This is a genomic window from Nonlabens sp. MIC269, from assembly GCF_001430865.1.
Classification (GTDB): Bacteria; Bacteroidota; Bacteroidia; order Flavobacteriales; family Flavobacteriaceae; genus Nonlabens; species Nonlabens tegetincola.
On sequence record NZ_CP011373.1, the window covers coordinates 1,312,999 to 1,335,304 of the forward strand.

Sequence of the window (22,306 nt, forward strand, 5' to 3'; positions counted from 1 at the left end):
TGTTGTTCTGAAGAAATAAATAGATCTGCTAATATCAACTAACAAGTATAAAAAAAGCTCTGTAGAATGTACAGAGCTTTATTACATTAAAGGATGTCATCCTTTTATTCTAAGTCCACTTTTTTATCGTACTGTATATAATACTCTTCTACTACTTGCATGGTTGTTTCAATCAAGTCCCTAGTTTCTAACAAAAGGCTAAAATATAAAGTAGTATTCTTAGGAGATTGCTCATCATCCTTAGTACGTTTAACCTGTCTATCGATTTTTGCATCGACTAATGCAAGCAATTCACGTTTTGATCTAATAATTTCATCAAGTGATGAAAACTCTTTGTTCTTAAAAGTCTGTTCTGCTTTTCTAAGTATTTGACTCACTTCAGTAATAACCTCTTTCAGATCTTTCATTTGATTGAACTTCAAACTCTTGTGATTATTACTAATATGTCTAGTACTATTCTTTGTAATTAAGTCCAAAGACTGAGTCATATCTTGTAGATGTCCTAAAACTTCAATGTAAAATTTACTTGCTCCTAGATTCTGTTCATCAAGATTCTTTATAAAATAGAAAATATTATTCCTAAGATCGTCTATTTCTTCACCTAGCTTATTACTTTCCTTTTTAGAAGATTTAAGAACACTTAAATCTTGAGACATCAAACCTTCTAGAGTATTATTATAAATACGTTTTGATCGCTTAAACACCATTGAAACATTATCAGAACTCTCGTGAATAATACCTTGAATGGTTTTACTTTCTGCCTTTTTAAGCTCATCAGTCTCTTTAATTTTAGTAACAGATTTTTTATGAGCTAAATAACTACGGTATAGCAATAACACAGCCAATATAATTAATGGAAATATGGCGTAGTTATTAGTTATATAAATTAAGTAGGCCATTATCGCAGCAGCTGTAAAAGCACTAAAAGCTGTAAAGAACCAACCGCCTATAACATTAATAACACCTGCTATTCTATAAACAGCACTTTCAGTACCCCATGCGCGATCAGCAAGAGAAGTTCCCATCGCAACCATAAACGTTACATAGGTAGTAGATAAAGGCAATTTGTAAGAAGTAGCAACCGAGATTAAAATAGCTGCCACCATTAAGTTCACACTAGCACGCACATAGTCAAATGCGGGCTTATCCTCGTGTTTAGGTACTACATCAAGTTCCGCCACTTTTTCAAACCTGGATGATATATAATTTGATGTTTTTTCTGGTAAAATTGCCTGAATTCCTTCTGCAGCTCTTAATGAATAACGTACTAAAAATCTTGATAAAGCATTAGCTTTGAATCGTTCAGTACCTGTATCTTGTCTAGCAAGATCAACTGAGGTTTTAACAACCGCTTGGGCTTTTGATGAGAACCATAGAGTTGCTACCATTATCACACCAGCCACTACTAACAACCACTTGTTAGAAGGTAATTTGTTCCCTAGAAAATCCATTGCGACACCAGAAACATCTCCAGGCTGTGTGATAGCGTATTCATAAGCTTGATAAGCACCAATAGGCACACCAATAAAGTTTACTAAATCATTACCTGCAAAAGCCATGGCAAGACCAAAGGTTCCCATGATTATTATTAGTTTGTAGATATCCTTTTTAAGTAGAATGACATAAACAAAACTGAACAAGGTCCAGAAAATAGCCGAAATCGTAATAATCTTGGAAACGCTAGTTGTTGCTATTAGCTCGCCTACCATACCTAGATCAGCTCCTTTAAGACCTTTTACTATGATAAAGTAAAACAAGCTAGTAAGTGATAAACCACCAAAAATTCCAGCAAAAAAAGCTGGCCTTTTACGGTAGTCAAAGGTGAGCATTAAACGTGAAATAAACTGCACCAGTGCTCCAATAGTAAAGGCGATGACGACCGACAACAAGATTCCCATGATTATCTGAAGTGCCTTGTCTGATTCAATGTACTTACCGAGATCTAGAAAGGATTCTTCTCCAACTTGAGAGATTTTGATCAAAGACATGCAAACCGCTGCGCCTAAAAGTTCAAAAACAATAGAAACTGTTGTAGAAGTAGGCAATCCCATCGTATTGAAAAAATCTAACAACAGTACATCGGTTATCATTACCGCCATGAAAATGATCATCACCTCACTAAAATCAAATTGAGATGGAATGAATATTCCTTTACGAGCAACTTCCATCATTCCACTGGAAGAAAGAGCTCCAAAAGCAATTCCCACACTCGCAATAATCATGATGGTTTTAAAGTTGATCGCCTTGGAACCTATAGCACTGTTTAAGAAGTTTACAGCGTCATTACTCACACCTACCACTAGATCGGTTATCGCTAGACCTGCTAGAATGATGAGCATTATTAGATAAATATCTGGCATCTATATACAAATTTTCGACCCGCAAAAGTCGTTAAAAAAATCCTTTACAATGTTATCTAATCGTTATTTATATTGAGGAGAGATTCATTACGCTTTCGCGAAAGCGAACCAAACTAAAATCATTTAAATAAAAAAGAACCGCACTTGTGCGGTTCTTTCATTTATCTATAGTGTTGTTTCTTATTAGAAAGAATAACCAGTCCAAGCAAATACTGAAGCATCAGCACCTGTATTTGAAGCTGAAACATTTACCGTAGCTCCAGGAGCATTCTTAACGTCTGTACCATCAGCATTACCACCAGCAGTAGCGTTAACCACAGTAGCGCTAGTAGAATCACCTCTACTATCTTCTAAATCAATAAAGTCAGAAGCTGTAGCAGTACCAGTAACAGATGCCAATGCATTGTTGATAGTTGCAGTTGCTCCTCTTCTTACTTTAATAAGATCTGAGAATTCTACATTGTTACCACTGTTGATTATTGTAATATCTTGAACAGTGAAGTCTGATTGTACGTTGTCAGTTGGTGAGTTACCGTCTAGGTTACCATCTGCCTCGATACCACGTGGGTCTGAAGTAACAGCTGTATAACCAGGCTCACGTACACCATATAAGTTTGTACAAGTACCTCTATAACCTTGTGTGAAATCGAACATGTCATCTTTTGCATTAAGTACAAAAATGTTTGAAGCGTTTACAGAACCACCAAAGAATTCAATTGCATCATCATCACCATCTTTAATCCAGATGTTAGACAAAGTTGTTCCAGATCCTACACCATTTAATGTAAGTCCATTATGTTCTGCACTACCATCAATACGTGCTCCTGTATATTCAATTATCACGTGATCAAGGATACCTGAATCTTCAGTATCATTATTTCCACCAAATAATACACCAGTGTTAACCTCGGTACCAGCTTCGTTTTGTCCAGCTGGGTTTTGTCCTGAAATCCATGCGTTACCATTTATGATAACTCCACCCCAAGCAGCAGGAGCTTGTGAGCTAGCTGTAAAGCGTATAGGAGCTGATGGGCTACCATCTGCAATGATTCTTCCACCTCTTTCTACTAGTAAGTAAACATCAGTACCACCAGCCTGAGCTGTAATAGTAGTTCCTTCTTCTATTGTTAATGTAGCACCATTTTTCACAAACAATGGGCCGTTTAATACGTATGCGTTACCTGCAGTTAGTGTTCTGTCTTCAGTTAAGTTTCCAGAAAGATTTAGGTCGTTGTTGTTACCGTTTCCACCACCATTTACATCATCATCAGTTTCACAAGATGTGAAAGTAAGTGCTGCAACAGTTAATAAAGATAAGATTGCTTTTTTCATTGTAATCGTGTTAGTTAATTTTAAAAAATTTAGTTGTGCAAATATGAATCGTTATTATACGATTAATGTTATCTAAACTTTATCAAACTTTTAAAATTGGTAGCTATAACCTAGGCTAATGTCAACTCCACGTTTATAATTGCTTAACACAACGTTACCTAATTCACCATCACGTTCTAATTGAATCTTTGGATTAAGCAGGTTTCTTGCTTTAAGGGATATTTTACTATTATCACCTAATTTTAAACTACTTACAAAATCCAATGTTGGAACTCCTTTTTCTGTAATGTTTTCAAATCCTCTTGTTCCCACAGAGTATACTCTATCACTGAAGTAACTGAAAACTAAAGCTGTATTTAGGTTGCTAGTTCCTATGAATGTGTTATAATTAATATCTGCATTAATCAAAAATGGTGCAGCTCCTTGTAATTCAGTTGAATCCTCAGAAAATTGTGCTAGTGGATTATCTAGATCTTGCTTACTATTGATATAAGAAGCAGTAATTCCTCCAGATAGTTTAGATTCTCTTACTACATCATTAAGGGTAGTCATCTCCTTAGTCACAAAATCTTTTTTAGCTTCAAGCTCAATACCTAAAACTGTTGCTTTTTCACCTACATTTAAATACGTTAAAGTATTTCCTGCAGATGGAATCTCAACTCGTGAAACTGGGTCTGAGATATTCTTATAAAAACCAGTCAATGAGATTAATTCACCTTTTGAAGGGTAAAATTCATATGCTACATCTAGGTTGATAATGTTAGATATTTCTAGATCTGGATTACCTTGAATAGCAAACTGAACTCCATCATATCTAAAAGGAGCAATCTCCTTAAACCTAGGCAACATGTAAGTTTGACTAGCTCCTAGTCTAACGATATTCTCTTCATTAATGGTGTATTTAACACCCAAACTCGGTAAGAAGAAGCTTTCATTAATTTCAGAAGGACCATTTATTGAGCTACGTGCAATGTTGGTATTGTATTCAACTTCTTGATTAATATTTTCAAATCTACCACCTACGTTAATCAAGAACTTTTCGTTGAACGCCTTAACATAATTTAAATTTCCTGCAATTGTAGACTTATCTCCTATATAGAAGAAAGGAGTAAATGCTTCTGGATTGATAGCACTACCACGCCCAGTCTCTAGTCTAAAAACACCAGCAGTCAAAGATGGTTGATTGTATACTGAATCTGGATTGTTGATATCAACGGCAACACGTGTGTTAAAAGTATGATTGAAAACAGTTGCTTTAAACACGTGATGTGTATTGCGGTAGTCTCCACCCAATTCGATATAATTTAATAGATCATTATCTATATCCTTGTTCAAATTGTATTTTAACTTCACTGTAGCATTATAATCATTCTCTTGAAGTTCACTAAAATAACGTTGATTATTTCCACCAGAATCAACGTCTGGACTATAGAATCCATCTCGGAAAAGATATTGAAAATCGCGACGATCAGGTTCACTTCCTCTTATGGCATTAAAACTTCCCTTAACTTTTAATTCAAGCTTTTCAGACAGATCAAACCTTCCCAACAATTGATTAACGAAAAGATTGTTATCATTAGTTTGCTGTCTATTGATATAAACTCTATCACCATCTTGTTCTGGGTTGTTTATACCTTCGTACTCCTGAAAACTTTGTGTGTTTTTATGGATGTAAAGAGAAATGAATTCAATATTATTTTTACCCATTCGATAATCCAAGTTTACCATTCCTATCTGTTGGGTATCATAATTATAATTTTGACCTTCTACATCAAAAAATAAAGAACCATTACTAGTAGTGTTTTTTACTTCTCTTTCTAAAAATCTATAACCATTATCAAAGGTCAATAATCCATATACATTTAAATAATTATCACCTATATCAATTCTTCTTCCTCCCATTACAGAGAAGCCTACATTAGGAGCAAAACTGTTCGTGTTAGGAGCAAGATTATTTTCAAATCCGTATACGGCAAGGTTATTTACTGGAATATTAGAATCACTGAACCCAAAATATCCCTCGCCATCGATACTCTTAAAATCCTCTCCAACAGTTTGAGAGTTCACACCAGTAGAAAGACCAAATCCAAATGCTTTGCGACCGGACAAACCTTTTAAATCTATATTAATATTAGCACCTGCGTTGTCACCAGTGATGTTTGAAGTATATACTTTATTTATATCAACTGTTTCTAACAAATCTGACCCAAAGAAATCCAATGAAATATTTTTATATTCTGGATCATCAGATGGTAATGGCAAACCATTAAGAGTAGTTGAGTTATAGCGATCACCTAATCCACGTACAAAAACATTTTTCACACCAGATTGCTTACTTACACCACTTACTTTAGTAACTGCGCCTTCTGCATCACTTACCCCTTTTTTAGATAGCTCCTCTGCACCTATCGACTGTACAATAGTTACCGAATTTTTCTTTTCCTGAATAAGAGCCTCTTCACTCTCTCTTGTTTTTGCAACAGTAATTTGGATTTCAGTAAGCTGGTCCGCTTTAGCTGTCATAGGAGTATTTACTGTAGTAGTAAATCCAGCCTTAACCTCAATATTTTCGATTTCGACTGTTTGCATACCTACATACGTAAAAATTACAGTGTAAGTTCCTACTGGTGCTGTAATACTGTAATTTCCATCCATATCAGTCTGTGCACCTAAAGAAGTTCCCTTTAACGCTACAGAAGCAAAGGCAAGTGGTTCGTTCTCAAAATCAGCGTCGGTTACTAATCCTGCTACCTTACCAGATTGGGCTGATAATAAGGCGCTTACAAGTAAAAAGCTAAATAAAAAATACTTTTTCATTACATTAAATTTCATCTTGCAAAAGAACTAAGGATACACGTGTACAAAGGTTACCTCAACATTAACTTTAATAGATTCTTACGTTAAGAAATAGTAAATTTCAAATTGTAATCACCAAATCATTCAAAACATTATCTTGCAAAAAAATGTACCGTATGAACTGGGAGCAATTACTGTCACTTAAAAGATTTGGAGACAAAAAGCCTAGGCCTAGAAACCAGCAAGATGAACTAAGATTAGGTTTTGAGGTGGATTATGACAGAGTTATTTTTTCTAAACCTTTTAGAACCCTTCAGGATAAAACTCAAGTAATACCACTTAGTCAATCAGGATTTGTGCATACTAGACTCACTCACAGTCTAGAAGTAAGTGTGGTAGGCAGATCGTTGGGTCGAATGACAGGTAAAGCAATATTAGAAAAACATCCACATCTGGTTGAACTTGGTTATAAACAACAAGATTTTGGGGCAATTGTAGCTGCAGCCGCACTGGCTCACGATATAGGAAATCCTCCATTTGGACACAGCGGTGAAAAAGCAATAGGAAGTTATTTTAATACTCGTGTGGATAAAATGGCATGGGACACGCTTTCGCGAAAGCAGAAACAAGACCTACTCTTATATGAAGGAAATGCAAATGGATATCACCTACTTAATCAAAATAGCCCAGGAACTCCTGGTGGCCTACGTTTATCCTATGCAACATTAGGTGCATTCATTAAATACCCTAAAGAATCATTACCACATCGTCCTACTAAACACATCTCCCAGAAAAAATATGGTGTTTTTCAGGCTGATGTGGATCATTTTAATGACGTGGTTAATGAATTAGGTTTAAAAACTGAAAATAAGCAGGAACCTTTTCATCGTCATCCACTTACATATCTTGTTGAAGCCGCCGATGATATATGCTATACTATTATTGATTTTGAAGATGGAATTAATTTAGGCTATATAAGTGAAGATCATGCTTTGGAACAACTAATTAAACTAGTCAAGGATTCAATAAAGATTGAAACCTACACTCAACTTACAGGTACACAAGAACGATTAACCTATTTGAGATCACTAGCAATTAATAGCCTGATCAATGATGCAGTTAGGATATTCATGGAAAATGAATCAACTATTTTGGCTGGTAATTTTACTTGTTCATTAATGGATAAATCTGCTTACAAACCACAGATCGACGATATATTAAAAATCACCATTGAACGAGTTTACCAGCACCCAGAAGTCATTGAAAAGGAATTAGCAGGATATAAAATGATACAAGATATTTTACATGCTACTATTATCGCTCAACTCAATAAATATAAAGGTAATGAGACGCATTACGACCAATTGATTTATAAAGCCTGTGGAACAGATTTAAGATTGGGAACAACAGAATATGAATGTATGCTTAACGCATGTGGCTTTGTAGCTTCACTTACTGATAGTAAAGCAATGAATCTTTTTCATATAATCAACGGGCAAACTAAAATAACTTAATTACTTTTATACAAAATTTAGGCTATGAAAACCCTTAGTAAGTTACTTATTCTCATATCGATTGCCTTTCTTTATTCTTGTAGCAATAATGATACTACCCGAATCAAAGAAGATAGAGAGCAACATGAAGCTTTTCTAGATACTCATCCTTTTAACCAGACTATACAATTATCTAGAGAAGATAGAAAAAAACAAGGTCTTCCACCAAACGCGTATTATGAAAGAGAATACCTGTTAACCATGAATCCTAGCCTGGGTAGACCTACTCCAGAGAAAGTTAAGTTAATTAACAAGGATCTTGAAATTGCTAAAAGCGTTCCAGGAAACTCTAGAAGTTGGGAAGATCGTGGACCAAATAATATCGGTGGTCGCACTCATGTAGTTTTCTTTGACCCGAACGACGTTGGACCTAATAATGGTGATGGAATAGATTACAACCGTGCTTTCGCAGGTGGTGTAGGAGGCGGATTGTGGGTTAATGAAGATGTTACCGATGCAAACTCTTCATGGACTATTATCCCTGGTGTAGCATCTAATCTTAATGTAAGTTGCTATGCAATAGATCCCAACGATCCATTAACAATGTATATAGGAACAGGAGAAATTTATACTTCTGGAGCGGCTGTTGGTAACGGTCTTTACAAAACAACCGATGGTGGTTTAACGTGGAATGAAGTTCCTATTCCAGCTGCCAGTGGTACAGATGTAACAGTTTCAGGGAACTTATTTAAATCTGGAATTTTCTATGTGACAGATGTAATCGTTAGAAATGTAAATGGAACATCTGAAGTATACGTGGGAATAGGTGGTGAAGATTATGTATCACCTAACTTTAATATAAGTAATCCCAACAATACACTAGGAGCACAAAATGCTGGTTTGTATAGAAGTACTGATGCCGGTAGTAACTGGGCTCGTGTAGATGGACCGTTATTAAGATACACTGCTAATGGTGACACCTATTACGTTATTCCAAATGATTTTGCAATTGCCGCAGATAACGAACTTTACTTTGGAACCATAGGATCACCAATAAATAATCAAGGAGCTGGTAGAGTATATAGAAGCACTAACGGTACTACATGGCTACTTGCAGATGTCATTCCTGGAGCGGATCGTGTAGAACTAGCTGCATCAAAAACCAACTCTAATTTGTTTTATGTTGCTGTTCAAACAGGAAGCAACCAAGGTGATCTATATATTACCACTGATGATTTTGCTACTTTAAATCCAATGAACGAACCAAATGATGCCGATGTAACCATCCCTGCAACAGACTTCACCAGAGGACAAGCCTTTTATGATTTGGTTATTGAAGTAGACCCTAATAATGATCAAATAATATATGCTGGAGGAATTGATTCTTTCCGAAGTACTGATGGAGGAAATAGTTGGAGACAAATATCGAAATGGACAAATGGTAATGGGCTAAGTTCAATACCTGCACCATTTGTTCACGCGGATATTCATGCAATCAGTTTTCGACCTGGAAATTCTAATGAAGGCTTAATAGGATCAGATGGAGGATGTTCTTATGTTAGTAGTTATAGTAACGCTCCTACCAATGTAAATGTCATCCAAAATAGAAATAATAATTTAAATATTACTCAATTTTATTATGCTGCAATAGATGAAAATGGAGCTGCAGGAGGAGACGACTTTGTAGGAGGAACCCAAGATAACGGTACTCTGAGAGTAAACAATGCACAACCAGGATCAAATTCTTTTGTTGAAGTAGTTGGTGGTGATGGAGCCCATGCAGATATCGATGGTGCAGACGGTTATGTAGTAGTTTCCACCCAATATAATAATCACAGATATTATACCTATCCGGGCTATAGCTTTAGATACTGTATTACTTCATCTAATTGTGGTGATAATGCAGGTGGTACCGGAGATTTCATTAATGTTGCAGAACTAGACAAGGTTAATAATTACTTATTTGCAAATAGTAGAACATTCAATGGTAGTAATGGTATTGAAGTATGTGAATTATTTAATTCCTCTTCAAATTGTAATACGATTACAAATACTCAAATAACCAGCGATAGACCAACGGCAATGAAAGCTTCACCTTTTGCTAACGGTAATCCGGTTTTATATGTAGGAACTGAAAGATCGAATTTATACCGAGTAAGTAATATTACAACTACACCTGTATGGAACAATATCCGTCCTGCTGGATTGCTAGGTAGCGTTTCTGATATAGAATTTGGAGCAACAGAACAAGAAATTTATCTAACCATGCATAATTATGGTGTGAATAATATCTATTACACTAACGACGGTGGTACGACTTGGGATCTCAAGGATGGTGATCTACCAGATATTCCCGTAAAAGCTATTCTTCCAAATCCATTATTACCAGGAGAAGTTCTTATAGGAACTGAATTAGGAGTTTATACCTCATCAAATTTTAATAGCACTTCACCCAATTGGATTCCAGCTATAAATGGTATGACTAACGTTAAAGTGGTTGATCTAGATTATCGAGCCAGCGACAACACAGTATTAGCAGCTACTCATGGTAGAGGACTATTTACTGGAACCTTAGATACAGCAAGCATAGCTGACAGTAACCAAATTTCCAATGAAATTTTTGTTACACCAACCGTGTCAAATGGAAATTTTTCAATTCACAGTGAATTGGAAAATACATATGATGTAAAGCTACATGATTTAAACGGTCGCAGAGTTTGGTCAAAAGAGAATATGACGCTTAGTAAACAAGGTTCTCAAGTACAATTAAACTTAAAATCAGGTTACTATATTTTAAGTGCTTATAAAGACAACATTGCAATAAGTACCAATCTACTGATTAAGTAACTTACTTAGTAGATTTAGTATAGATGCCTCATCTATACTTACCTCTTTATACAATTGTTCTGTAGGGCCATGACTTATAAATGTGTCTGGAATTCCTAAAGAATGGATTTTGACAGAATATGCTTTTTTGGATTCATCACCGATTGATGGATTTGAAAAAGCATAATTTTTTATAGTGGATCCCAATCCTCCTATCAAACTACCATCTTCAATAGTTACAATATGCTCATGAGATTCAAAAACCGATTGTAACATATTCTTGTCAAGTGGTTTTAAAAAGCGAACGTCAATGTGAGTTACGGATAATTGATTTTCTTGAATAAGTTTTTGCACGGTAACCCCAATAGGTCCCAAGGTTAATACAGCAACATGTTTACCTCTAGACAAAGTTCTGGATGTACCAATTGAAATTTTTTCCAAGGTAGATCGCCAATTTATTGAATGACATCGACCTCTAGGATAACGTATAGCAATAGGTAAATCCAACCCTAAAGAAGCAGTGAACATCATACTTCTTAACTCCATCGCATCCATAGGCGCAGCTATAATTAAATCGGGTATACAATTAAGATAGGCAAGGTCAAAAACCCCATGATGTGTAGGCCCATCTTTTCCTACAAGTCCTGCCCTATCCAAACAAAAGATAACTGGTAATTTTTGCAATGCCACGTCGTGAATCACCTGATCATAAGCCCTTTGTAAAAATGTTGAGTACACATTACAAAAAGGAATTAATCCTTGTGTGGCCATCCCAGCTGCCAATGTCACAGCATGCTGTTCTGCTATTCCAACATCAAATGCTCGATCAGGAAATGCTTGCATCATGATTTTCATAGAGCTACCAGTAGGCATTGCAGGCGTTATGCCTATTATCTTATCATTAGCTTCTGCAAGTTCAACAAGCGTATGACCAAAAACATCTTGGAATTTTGGCGGTAACATACTCGTATCACTAGGTGTAAGATCACCCGTTATCTTATCAAATTTACCAGGAGCGTGATATCTTACTTGATCAATTTCAGCCTGCTTTAGACCTTTTCCTTTAACAGTTCTTATATGCAATAAACGTGGGCCATTAAGAGTTTTTTGCCTTTTCAGCTCACGTAATAAGCCATTCATATCATGACCATCAATAGGTCCTGAATAATCAAATTTGAGCGCTTCAAAAATATTATCTTGACCTGTTTCTTTTCCAGATTTGGTAGTGGTTAAGTACTCTTTAAGAGCTCCTACACTAGGATCAATACCTATTGCATTGTCGTTTAGTATAACTAATAAATCTACGTTACTTACTCCGGCGTGGTTGAGCGCTTCGAATGCCATACCGCTAGCTATACTAGCATCTCCTACAACGGCTATATGTTTTTTTGACGAGTTTGACAATTTACTGGCTATTGCCATTCCTAAAGCCGCACTTATAGATGTAGAGCTGTGTCCTACACCAAATGTATCGTAGTTGCTCTCATCAATTTTTGGAAAACCGGATAATCCACCATAATCACGGTTAGTTTTAAACGCTTCTCTGCGACCCGTCAAAATCTTATGGCCATAAGCTTGATGACCTACATCCCAAACTAATAAATCTTTAGGCGTATCAAAGACATAATGCAACGCTATAGTAAGCTCTATTACTCCTAAACTAGCTCCTAAATGTCCTTCCTTCTGAGATATTATTTCTATGATATAATCTCTTAACTCTTGAGCAATTTGGGTGAGTTCGCTTTCGCGAAAGCGTCTTAAATCACATGGGTCTTCTATCCTAGAAAGCAATGTTTCCTGCATGGGTCAAAGGTAATTCTTATCGCTGGGAATATACTACTACCACTTTAATTAAGGCTGTATAGTCCTATTGTACCTATATTTTGTACAAAGTTATCGCGTAACTTACATTTAGATAGTAATAGTTCTACTACTTTTACAGCATGATTGAACCTTACGACGATATTTACTTTATGAAAAAAGCGATTCAAGAAGCTCAAGAAGCTCTTGACCGCAATGAAATACCGGTAGGTGCTATCATCGTTACACAAAATAGAATCATAGCACGAGGACACAATTTAACCGAAACATTAAACGATGTTACCGCTCATGCCGAAATGCAAGCTATTACAGCTGGCGCTAGTTTTCTAGGTGGCAAATATCTTAAAGACTGTACTATGTATATCACACTAGAACCTTGTCAAATGTGTGCAGGCGCATTGTACTGGTCACAAATAAGTAAGATAGTTTTTGGCGCTAGCGACAGCTCACGAGGATATAGGAATATGGGAACTCAACTTCACCCTAAAACTGAAGTTGTAAGTGGTATATTAGAAAATGAATGTGCTGCCTTGATGACGGAGTTCTTCAGAAGAAAAAGAGCGCTTAATTAGCAAAATTGGGTAAACTATTTTTCCATTCTCCCGATTCTACAAAGGATTTTAAAATTCGATTGCGTGATTCTAAAAATTGATACATATATTTTTTTAGAAACATGAAATCGGCGAGTTTTCCTAGCCATCCTAATGGTGTATGGTAGGTAAAAATGTCTATCATAATTACATAATTTCTCTTTTGCTCAAAAAAATGCTCATGTTTAAAACTCTTAAATGCACCAGATTGCATTTCGTCAACAAAATAATTTGGTCTTTGTAGAAGAGTAACCTTTGAAGTCAAATTTTGATAAACACCCAAATGCTTGGCTCGTCAAGTAACTAACTCACCTTCCTCTATTAATCCACTAGTTTTTCCGGCAATCGCGCGTTCTTTGCTACCAGATGCTGAAATAAGATGAAAATCTATACTTCTGGCTAAATCAAAAACAACTTTCACATCGCCTTTAATACGTGTTTCTATTTTGATTATAGGCATATGAGCCTAGTTCCCGTTAAAATACCTCTTGCTTAATCTAGTAGCCAGCTCACTCATCTCATCTTGTGACATACTTACTTTTGACGAGAAACGCATATCATCCATCGTACGTATGGGAATTAAATGTACATGAACGTGAGGTACTTCTAATCCAATAACCGACATTCCTATACGTTCACAAGTAATCTCTTGTCTTAATATTAAAGCGACCTCTCTTGAGAAACTCATTAGATCGTCATACTCTTGCTTTTCTAGATCAAATAGTTTGTTCACTTCCTTTTTTGGTATACAAAGAGTATGTCCAGGAGCATTTGGATTAATATCCAGAAAAGCTAGAAAATTCTCATTTTCTGCCACCTTATGACAAGGAATTTCACCGGTGATAATTTTAGAAAAAATACTCATTACCTACTTATTTCCAGAATTTCTAATTTGATGGTTCCTACAGGAACTTGAACTTCGGCCACTTGACCAACTTCCTTACCCAAAAGTCCTTTACCAATAGGAGAATCGACTGAGATGTATCCCTTGGCCAGATCTGCCTCGCTTTGAGCAACAAGTTTGTAATTCATCACCATGTTGTTGTTCAAATTTTTAATCTTAACAGTGCTATGAATAAGTGCTTTGGATAAATCCAGGCTGTTCTCATCAATAATCCTAGCGTTAGCCACGACTTGTTCTAGTTTTGAAATTCTCATCTCAAGCAAGCCTTGAGCCTCTTTGGCTGCGTCATATTCAGCATTTTCACTTAAATCACCTTTATCTCTTGCTTCGGCGATAGCTTGTGATGCCTTTGGACGTTCAACGTCTTTTAGTTGCTTTAATTCGTCTTTTAATTTCTTTAGACCTTCTTCCGTATAGTATGATATATTACTCATAATAATATTTTTATGTGGATGTTTGTGTCGTATTTCGCTTTCGCGAAAGCGGAATAACTACGCCATCATGTTCAAACATCACACAGGTTATTCTATAAATAAGAAAATCCCATCATTGCTGCGGGATTCTAAATCAAATATACGAAATAACTAAGTTTGCGTTATACATTTACACTCATTTTAAAAAAAGCTATGAAAAATTGGAAATTAATTTTAATTGTTTTGGGTTTTATATCCTGTGAGGACGATGAGTTGCGCAATCGTAATCCTAACTTACTGGATCTAGGGTTTGCAGTCGAGTTGAACACATCATTACCTCAATATAGTGGTTTAAACTTTCCCGGTAACACGGTTGAGGTTTCGGGTTTTGGAAATCGTGGTATTGTGGTCTATAATTCAAACAATAGAGATTATTTTGCCTTTGATTTAAGCGATCCTAACCATACACCTAATGAATGTTCTAGAATGGAAATAAATGGTATTGAAGCTAGTTGCCCATGCCCTACAGATAATAATAAATATAGCCTAATCAACGGTCAGCCTTTAGAAGGCAATGGAGAATATGGCATGAAGGCATATCGTGTAGTGCGCAATGGGAATATTATTACCGTTTCAAATTGATTAGATCAAGTATAGCTACAAACCTTATGATTAGAAAGGATATAGACTAATCTAGCATTTTCCTACTTTGGTTTTCAATATATTTCAAAATGATTTGGAATACCGGATTTAAAACTTAATTTACTTCTGTCATGACAATTAATAGTGTGCGGAACTCTGAAAAGCGATCAATAGAGTAATAAAAAATAATAAAATCCTGTACCACTATAGGTACAGGATTTTATTATTCTTCAAAGTTAAATAACTTTAAAAATTCAAGGTAACACCAGCTAAAAAGTTAATACCAGCTTGTGGATAATAACCTACACCTTCAATTGTTGTAATTGTATTTGGATTAGACCACGTGTCATCAAATGTGAAATAATAACCATTTGAGACGTACTTCTCATTAAAGATATTATTAATCAATCCAGTAAAAACTATTGAATCAAAAATGGATTTAGTTTTAAGAGTGTATATAAAGTTGATGTCAGTGGTTGAATAACTATCCAACCTTGATAAGTCAGCTTCTGTATTACTCATAAATTGTTCTCCTACAAACTTGGTCAATAAACTTACTTGAAAGGCTTCACTAGGTTGGTAAGTAAGCTGATTTGCTCCTACTATATTAGGTGAAAAAGCGATATCTGTAGATCCTAAGTCAACTAGCTCTCCATCTCTAGAAACTACAGTATCCAGGTTCTTATTTGAGCTTAAAGTAACATTGGTTTGTAATGTGAACTCATCAGATAATTGAATGGCAGTTTCTAATTCTAAACCTAGTCTATAACTCTCGCCACTATTATCTCTTAATGCAGCACCTACGTCATTGATTTCACCAGTAAGAACAAGTTGCTCCTCGTAATACATCAAGTAGGCATTTGCATTAAAGGCAATCTTATTTTTTTTATGACGCCATCCCAGTTCAAAATCATTTAAACGTTCTGGCTCTATATCAGGATTATTCTCAAAATCATCTCTATTAGGTTCTCTACTAGCTCTTGCATAAGAGAAGTATAAATCATCATTTGAATCAATTGAATAAGTCAATCCTGCTTTTGGATTGAAGAATAAATAGTTCTCATCTACATTAAACATAGTAAGATTTGAATTTATACCCGATGTCTCGTAGTTAACATTTCTTACTTGCGCATCTAGATATAATTGAAATCTATCATCGAGTTTAAAGGTTCCTTTAGCAAAGGTTGAAAAATCATTTTTCTTACCATTTCCTTCATAATAACGGTCTCTAATTTCACTTTGACTAGCAAATCGCGCCCATATAACCTCACCGAAGTGATCTCCATCATAGTGACTAAAAGATGTTCCTAACAAAATATCCATCTTATTGTCCTTATAATTAACGTTTGCATTAACCACATAATAGTCATTATCTAACCATCTTCTGCGTATGAGATCAGTAGTATTAACCACCTGACCATCAACCGTTAATTCATCAAAACCGTAGGTACTGAAATCATCATCCTCTCTATACTGCTCAAAGAAACCTCTACCATAGGTATAGTTCAAACCTACATTTGATGACCAATTGTTATTGAAACGTTCATTCCAATGTAACTGATAATGATCTTGTTTATAATCATCTACTTCACGATCATAAAATTGTGTAACACCGTTTTCATCTTCATATTGACCAGCAGGATTGAACCTGCGGTCTTCTCTTAATTGATCTCCATCGATACCGAACCAAGATTGGTAAGTAACCTCTTCGTTAGCAAAAGTAATGGCCTTGATCAGTGTATTGTCATCAACATAGGAACCTTGTAGGTAATACGATTTTAAATCGGTTGACGCTCTATCGATATACCCATCTGATGCTATGTTAGATAACCTTCCAGATATTTCAAAATGTTCATTAAGTAATCCTGTAGAGAACTTTAAAGTATGCTTTCTACTATTAAAGCTACCATAACTATTTGCAATTTGGCCAGTAGCGTTTTTATTAACTGCATCAGTCAACAAATTAATACTTGCACCAAATGCTCCACTACCGTTAGTAGATGTTCCTACACCTCTTTGTAATTGTAAACTTTCAACAGAAGATGAAAAGTCTCCTAAATTTACCCAAAACGTACCTAGAGATTCTGCATCGGTATAGGGAATACCATTAATCGTAACATTGGTAGATTGTGAACTTACACCACGCACTCTTAAACTGGTGTAACCTATACCAGCACCAGCGTCACTAGTTGTAACAACTGATGGTAAAAAATTAAGTAATGTAGGGATATCTTGTCCTAAATTACGCTTTGCAAGTTCCTCTTTGGAAACGTTGCTGTGTGTGATTGGTGAGTTTGCGTTTACACGAACGGCTTTTACAAGAACCTCATCCAACTTTTCGGCATTGGTGGTATCGGATACTTGTGTGTTTTGTGCTGTGACACCTAATCCTAGTAAGGTCAATACAGCGACTGATAAATACTTCATTTTGAACTTTTTCGTTCAAATAAAAGGGGCATTTATTCGGTCTTGTTAATTAAAAATTTAAGAGGAATGTCTTTTCCTTTAATTAAGTAAATTATTACGCTTTCGCGAAAGCATAACAATCACCTGCTTTAAAGAATATCCCTTGGCAGCATTACCTGCCCAGGTTCCTCGGGTATAATCTCAGCCAGTAATACCAGCACCCCTTGAGACGGCGCAAAAGTAATATGTACAAACTAAATACCAACTAAAAAAAGAGAGTAATTATTAGGCCTTATTTTCCTACAAATAATAAGAACTTACTTGAATTTATAAATACAAAAAAAGTCCTTTAAGCAAGAAACTTAAAGGACTTTTATACTATGATTTAGGCAATTATTAGTTGCTTGTAATTCTAATGTTATCTAATTCGTAAGTTCCATCAAAACCAGCATCACCTGATCCCTCGTACTTAAATGCGATATAACCAGTACCCGTTAAACAGTCTAGGCTAGCAAATCCTGAAGGAACCCAGTTACCAAAGAATTCACTGTCTTCCACAATTGTAGGATCGGCAAGAGCTTCCCAAGTTGCTGTAGTTATTCCAGCAGTTGTTCCATCCCAGTCTGCACTGTAAAGTACTTGCATTTCTGAACCATCAGCAAAGCTATTAGATGTTTCAAAATCAAAAACTTCACCAGTTTGAGCATCAAAATCAATTTGTGGAGTAATCAACCACGAGATAGTACTTGTATCGTTTGAACGGAAAGAACCTACTCTTACACTATTACCTAATGAAGCATTAGTTCCTCCTGCGCTATAAACTTCCCAAGTTTCAGTACCAGCTTCAATGAAGTTAGTCCAACCAGCTGGCTGTGCTATTTGACCTGTTGATTGTGTCTCAAAATTCTCTGAAAGAATTGTTGTTGCACCAGCGGCACCAACTAATCCACATGATACTACGTCAAAATCACAACGCACATTAGGATCAAAATCAAAGTCTGCAGGACCGTTTACCACAATTACAAAATTGTCATCTTCAAAATCTCTAGAAAGAATAGCAGTTACACTACCGCTTCCTCCTGGTACACTTGCAGCTTTAAAATCTGAAAAAGTACTAGTTTCTAGGCGTACTGCAGGTGCAAAAAAGTCGGTACAAGATTGAAGAAATCTTAGTCCATCAAACTGATCAGTTGCCTCGGCAGCAAATGAACGGTTATTAGCTACATCCTCGTCAGAGAACTGTGCACCATCTAAAACGATGTACGTATTAAGTTTATCAGTAGCAAAGTCGCTAGGAGTTACAACTGTAGGAACAATTTCTGCAACGATGTCATCTCTCAAAATGAAATCTTCTTGTTGTGAAGGTGCGATCTTCTCGATGTTAGTACCACTACCAGCTATTCCAATAACTGGAACACCATTTGAAATACCAGCAGTCAATCCATCTAAGTTTACAAAAATTCTACGACCAAATTCATAGGTTGTAAATAAAGGACTATTATCTATAAGAACTTTTATACCAACTGTTGGGTTCTCAGGAGCATCCTGGATAACTATCTCTTCAAAAAAGTTTCCTGCTTCGTCACTTGAAATTACATAACCTTCCATGAATTCACCTGGAGTATCAAATGTTACTGTACCGTTTTGTGACTGGTCAATTTGTGATACTACGTTACCTATTGTAACAATATTACTAGGATCTTCAATATCTACTAATCTTGTATCTGGCACTTCATATTCATCGTCTTCTACACACGAGAATGCAACAGCCATGATAGCTGCTAGTGCAAAAATTTTATTAATGTGTTTCATTGTTGCTTTATTTAAAAATTTCATCATTGCTTTATTAGAATCTTAAATATACGTTTAAGTAATAAGTTGTTCCATTTCCAAAGAAATATCTAGGAGCAAAAACTTCTTGAGGATTGTTTTGGTCATCCCTTACCGATCTAAAGTTTGAGTTACGTGCTTGTTCAAAACCACCTGTTTTGTATTCTCTATCAAATACATTATTAATAGTAGCAAAGAATCCAACAAACTTGTCTCCAATCTTCCATGATTTACCACCAATTACATTTACAAGTACATAATCTTCAAATTGTTCTTGAGCAAGTAATTCATTAGCCAGGTCTTGATCATAATCATTAAATACCTGACCGTCATAATCTAAGATAAAATTATCACTTCTGCGTAATGCGTTAACATCGATATAACCATTTGCAAAGTAATTCGTAGTTAGACCAATGTTCCAGTAATCAGGATCACGATATTCAAAACCTATTTGTAAAGCAGTTTCTGGTCCACCAGCTACATGATATCCGTCTAGCTTTGCAGTACCATCACCAAATCTTAGTTGACCGTTAAAATCATCACTAGTTAAATATAAGTCTGGATTATTAGTAAATACATTTTGTCCTAGTGCTGCAGCAGCTTTTAATTTAATCGTTGGAGTTGCTTGAACTTCAAGACCCATTTCAAGACCCATATTTCTACGGTCTATATTAGTCATTACTTCTTGAACAAAAGCACTACCATCATCTAGCGGTAAACCAGTAAGATCTTCTGTAAAGTAAAAACCTACATCGCTACCATCCATAAACTTGGTATAGTAGGCAGTTAAACGTGCTTTTACATTTGGAGTACTCAATACATAGCTCAAATCTGCACTGTAAGAACGCTGCGATTCTATACCATCAACAATGTCGTTGTTTTGTCTTGCATTTGAAAAAACTGTTCTTATGTAAGGAGCTTGCGTCATGTAAGCTGCATGAAAATCTAAGAAGTTTTGTCCATTGATCTTATAAGTAGCACCACCTTTTACACCAAAATCGGTAAAGTCAACTTTATCACTTTTACCAAATGAACGATCACCTTGGAAGTTTCCGTTTTCAAATTTACCATTACGTTGGTATGAGGTTTGTGACACAGATCCAGAAAGGAAGAAATCAACCTTTGCAGTTTTAAACTGTGCTTGTGCAAATGATGATATCACATCACTATCAATTTCATAACTGTACTTATAGCGATCACCTAGCCCAACGATTCTATTCGGGTTTCTTACATCTGATTGAGCAAGAACATCAAGATTTACATCTACTGACTCTTCCGCAAAAAAGTCTACATCTAGATAACCAGTTCCTCCTAATAAATCGTCAATTCTAGCATAGTTGTCACTATTTAAAGTACGGTAACGTATTCCTCCGTTAAATAAGATATTATCTGTGATATCGGCAGTAATTATAGTGTTTGCAGAGAATAATTTGTCGTCAATTCTATCTTCTTGTAAAACATAAAGTGCGTTTCTACCTTGATCAGCAAGAACTCTATTAGCTTCATAAAGACTGTTCCAGTCTAACTGACCATCGTTGATAAAGGCTTGTTCTGCTAGATAAGCATATTGAAAATCAATCGGATCAGACCCATTTCTTAAAAAGTAAGAAGGTAAGTTTTGATAATAATCCGGATTAGGATTTCTTGCACCACCTACATATACATTTTGACCACCAATCGTTTCTTGCGTAGTTCCTCCATTATCAATCCTAGTGTTACCTATTTTACCAAATTGATATGCCACATTGGTATTCACTCTAAGTTTAGGATTTACATCCCAGTAGTGGTTAAGCATTAGTATTGGCTCTTCTATCTCGCGAATTCTAGAGTTGCGCTCATCATTGTTTAATTCACCCCAAAATGGATTGTAAGTAATTCCTTTTAAATCACGAATTTCTTGAGTAATAGCAGTACGTCTACCTCTTCTATTTGGAGTATACATACCTGTGAAGTTTAAACTGTGTTTATCATTAAACTTCTTTTCAACAGAAATACCTAAAGAATTTGCATCGTAAGGTGTTCCATCAGTAAAACCTTCTTCACCAGCACGTCTTGAAGCATTAATTGCATAAGCCCAACCGTTATTCATTAAGCCAGATCTATAACTAGCCATTAAACGATGTTGGTAACTACGATTACTTGATGCATAAGATATTTGAGATCCTGGACGCTGTTGCGACGCTCTCATATTTATACTTTGAACACCACCATAACCACCAAAGGTATCATCAGCAGCACTTAGCCCCATAGTAAACACCTGGTTTCTCATGATATCATTAAGTCCACCCCAGTTACTCCATTGTGGACGACCAGAGAATTGCTTATTCATTTCAATACCATTAATAAGAACTTTACCGTCCTCACTATTTAAACCACGCGGTCTGAAGAAAGTTGCACTAAAATCAAATGCTGCAGCTCTCAAGAATTGATCTCTAGCACTCATCAATAGACCAGATACGTTGTTTGCCGCATTTTCATCATCGGCAAGATCATTCTCAGTTAAAGAAATAATCCCTTGTGACTGCACCTCTAGTGAATTATCTGGTGTCATGTACAAAGGATCTAAATCAACAGGATTTTGTAAAGAAATCACTACAGGTAGTGAAAGGGCGTAGTATCCTGTGCGAACTACTTGAACCGTTTGGTCTCCTACTGGGATTGCTCCTTCTATAACAAAATATCCATCTGCATTAGAAGTGGCCTTGAAGTCCAGACCTTTAACGGTAATAATAGCACTAGGAATGGGCTCTTCTGTAACTTCATCAATCACGCGTCCTTTAATTAGTTCTTGCGCTTGGATTAAAGAAGTAAACAAAATTAAAAACCCGAAAAGTGCTTTTCTTAAGCTAGTAATCATAAGGTTAATATTAACATTTCGTTATTAAATCGGCGC

The 22,306-nt window shown here is 35.8% G+C and carries 15 protein-coding genes and 1 riboswitch; of the genes, 4 read left to right on the top strand and 11 right to left on the bottom strand.

From position 1 onward, the window contains the following. Positions 1-104 precede the first annotated feature (104 nt). The 3 genes from AAT17_RS06215 to AAT17_RS06225 form a co-directional block, all read right to left on the bottom strand. The gene (locus AAT17_RS06215; RefSeq protein ID WP_042276250.1) at positions 105-2,360 is read right to left on the bottom strand and encodes an inorganic phosphate transporter; all 2,256 of its coding nucleotides are present in this window, start codon (positions 2,358-2,360) and stop codon (positions 105-107) included. Between the two features lie 183 nt (positions 2,361-2,543). After that, entirely contained in the window at positions 2,544-3,692 is a 1,149-nt protein-coding gene (locus AAT17_RS06220; protein WP_042276251.1) for a hypothetical protein, read from the bottom strand. A 90-nt stretch (positions 3,693-3,782) separates the two neighbouring features. Continuing rightward, positions 3,783-6,509 carry a TonB-dependent receptor gene (locus tag AAT17_RS06225; protein WP_172792946.1) on the bottom strand — a complete coding sequence of 909 codons (2,727 nt, stop codon included), beginning with the start codon at positions 6,507-6,509 and terminating at the stop codon, positions 3,783-3,785. Positions 6,510-6,664: 155 nt separating this feature from the next. On the opposite strand from AAT17_RS06225, the gene dgt reads away from it, so the two are divergent. Continuing rightward, positions 6,665-8,002 (top strand): dGTP triphosphohydrolase, encoded by a 1,338-nt coding sequence (gene dgt, locus AAT17_RS06230; RefSeq protein ID WP_060523310.1) that lies wholly within the window; start codon positions 6,665-6,667, stop codon positions 8,000-8,002. A 24-nt stretch (positions 8,003-8,026) separates the two neighbouring features. Further along, complete coding sequence (locus AAT17_RS06235) at positions 8,027-10,828, top strand: T9SS type A sorting domain-containing protein (RefSeq protein ID WP_060523311.1); 2,802 nt, start codon at positions 8,027-8,029, stop codon at positions 10,826-10,828. Here the strand turns inward: AAT17_RS06235 and AAT17_RS06240 are convergent. Further along, complete coding sequence (locus tag AAT17_RS06240; RefSeq protein ID WP_060523312.1) at positions 10,814-12,610, bottom strand: 1-deoxy-D-xylulose-5-phosphate synthase; 1,797 nt, start codon at positions 12,608-12,610, stop codon at positions 10,814-10,816. The two genes, AAT17_RS06235 and AAT17_RS06240, sit on opposite strands and share 15 nt — an antisense overlap. A gap of 140 nt (positions 12,611-12,750) precedes the next feature. On the opposite strand from AAT17_RS06240, the gene AAT17_RS06245 reads away from it, so the two are divergent. Beyond that, on the top strand, positions 12,751-13,200 hold the full coding sequence (locus AAT17_RS06245; protein ID WP_042276262.1) for a nucleoside deaminase: 450 nt from the start codon (positions 12,751-12,753) through the stop codon (positions 13,198-13,200). Here AAT17_RS06245 and AAT17_RS13565 read toward each other — a convergent pair. The 4 genes from AAT17_RS13565 to greA form a co-directional block, all read right to left on the bottom strand. Beyond that, positions 13,193-13,363, bottom strand: coding sequence for a hypothetical protein (locus AAT17_RS13565; protein ID WP_367379286.1), 171 nt, complete (start codon positions 13,361-13,363; stop codon positions 13,193-13,195). The two genes, AAT17_RS06245 and AAT17_RS13565, sit on opposite strands and share 8 nt — an antisense overlap. 150 nt (positions 13,364-13,513) lie before the next feature. Beyond that, a complete protein-coding gene (locus AAT17_RS13570; protein WP_367379287.1) occupies positions 13,514-13,678 on the bottom strand; it encodes a hypothetical protein in 165 nt (54 codons plus the stop codon). Between the two features lie 6 nt (positions 13,679-13,684). Next, entirely contained in the window at positions 13,685-14,083 is a 399-nt protein-coding gene (locus tag AAT17_RS06255; RefSeq protein ID WP_042276267.1) for an HIT family protein, read from the bottom strand. Beyond that, a complete protein-coding gene (gene greA / locus AAT17_RS06260; RefSeq protein ID WP_042276269.1) occupies positions 14,083-14,556 on the bottom strand; it encodes a transcription elongation factor GreA in 474 nt (157 codons plus the stop codon). Before greA ends, AAT17_RS06255 begins: the two co-directional genes overlap by 1 nt. Positions 14,557-14,748: 192 nt before the next feature. Here greA and AAT17_RS06265 point away from each other — a divergent pair, with 192 nt between their 5' ends. Further along, positions 14,749-15,177, top strand: a complete 429-nt coding sequence (locus tag AAT17_RS06265) for a hypothetical protein (RefSeq protein ID WP_042276271.1) — start codon at positions 14,749-14,751, stop codon at positions 15,175-15,177. Between the two features lie 246 nt (positions 15,178-15,423). Here the strand turns inward: AAT17_RS06265 and AAT17_RS06270 are convergent, their stop codons facing one another. The 3 genes from AAT17_RS06270 to AAT17_RS06280 all read right to left on the bottom strand — a co-directional run bounded on the left by AAT17_RS06270 (position 15,424) and on the right by AAT17_RS06280 (position 22,270). Further along, the gene (locus AAT17_RS06270) at positions 15,424-17,604 is read right to left on the bottom strand and encodes a TonB-dependent receptor (protein WP_060523313.1); all 2,181 of its coding nucleotides are present in this window, start codon (positions 17,602-17,604) and stop codon (positions 15,424-15,426) included. A gap of 121 nt (positions 17,605-17,725) precedes the next feature. Further along, positions 17,726-17,818, bottom strand: a riboswitch (TPP riboswitch). Between the two features lie 161 nt (positions 17,819-17,979). After that, complete coding sequence (locus AAT17_RS06275) at positions 17,980-19,395, bottom strand: DUF5689 domain-containing protein (protein ID WP_253279798.1); 1,416 nt, start codon at positions 19,393-19,395, stop codon at positions 17,980-17,982. Positions 19,396-19,429: 34 nt separating this feature from the next. Next, entirely contained in the window at positions 19,430-22,270 is a 2,841-nt protein-coding gene (locus AAT17_RS06280; RefSeq protein WP_060523315.1) for a carboxypeptidase regulatory-like domain-containing protein, read from the bottom strand. Positions 22,271-22,306: the final 36 nt, after the last annotated feature.

Bases quoted from the DNA above. Each gene is read 5' to 3' on its own strand.
- AAT17_RS06215 (WP_042276250.1), bottom strand. From the start codon at position 2,360: ATGCCAGATATTTATCTAATAATGCTCATCATTCTAGCAGGTCTAGCG.
- AAT17_RS06270 (WP_060523313.1), bottom strand. From the start codon at position 17,604: ATGAAGTATTTATCAGTCGCTGTATTGACCTTACTAGGATTAGGTGTC.
- greA (WP_042276269.1), bottom strand. From the start codon at position 14,556: ATGAGTAATATATCATACTATACGGAAGAAGGTCTAAAGAAATTAAAA.
- AAT17_RS06245 (WP_042276262.1), top strand. From the start codon at position 12,751: ATGATTGAACCTTACGACGATATTTACTTTATGAAAAAAGCGATTCAA.
- AAT17_RS13570 (WP_367379287.1), bottom strand. From the start codon at position 13,678: ATGCCTATAATCAAAATAGAAACACGTATTAAAGGCGATGTGAAAGTT.
- AAT17_RS06220 (WP_042276251.1), bottom strand. From the start codon at position 3,692: ATGAAAAAAGCAATCTTATCTTTATTAACTGTTGCAGCACTTACTTTC.
- AAT17_RS06255 (WP_042276267.1), bottom strand. From the start codon at position 14,083: ATGAGTATTTTTTCTAAAATTATCACCGGTGAAATTCCTTGTCATAAG.
- AAT17_RS06280 (WP_060523315.1), bottom strand. From the start codon at position 22,270: ATGATTACTAGCTTAAGAAAAGCACTTTTCGGGTTTTTAATTTTGTTT.
- AAT17_RS06275 (WP_253279798.1), bottom strand. From the start codon at position 19,395: ATGAAACACATTAATAAAATTTTTGCACTAGCAGCTATCATGGCTGTT.
- AAT17_RS06265 (WP_042276271.1), top strand. From the start codon at position 14,749: ATGAAAAATTGGAAATTAATTTTAATTGTTTTGGGTTTTATATCCTGT.
- AAT17_RS06235 (WP_060523311.1), top strand. From the start codon at position 8,027: ATGAAAACCCTTAGTAAGTTACTTATTCTCATATCGATTGCCTTTCTT.
- AAT17_RS06240 (WP_060523312.1), bottom strand. From the start codon at position 12,610: ATGCAGGAAACATTGCTTTCTAGGATAGAAGACCCATGTGATTTAAGA.
- AAT17_RS06225 (WP_172792946.1), bottom strand. From the start codon at position 6,509: ATGAAAAAGTATTTTTTATTTAGCTTTTTACTTGTAAGCGCCTTATTA.
- dgt (WP_060523310.1), top strand. From the start codon at position 6,665: ATGAACTGGGAGCAATTACTGTCACTTAAAAGATTTGGAGACAAAAAG.
- AAT17_RS13565 (WP_367379286.1), bottom strand. From the start codon at position 13,363: ATGATAGACATTTTTACCTACCATACACCATTAGGATGGCTAGGAAAA.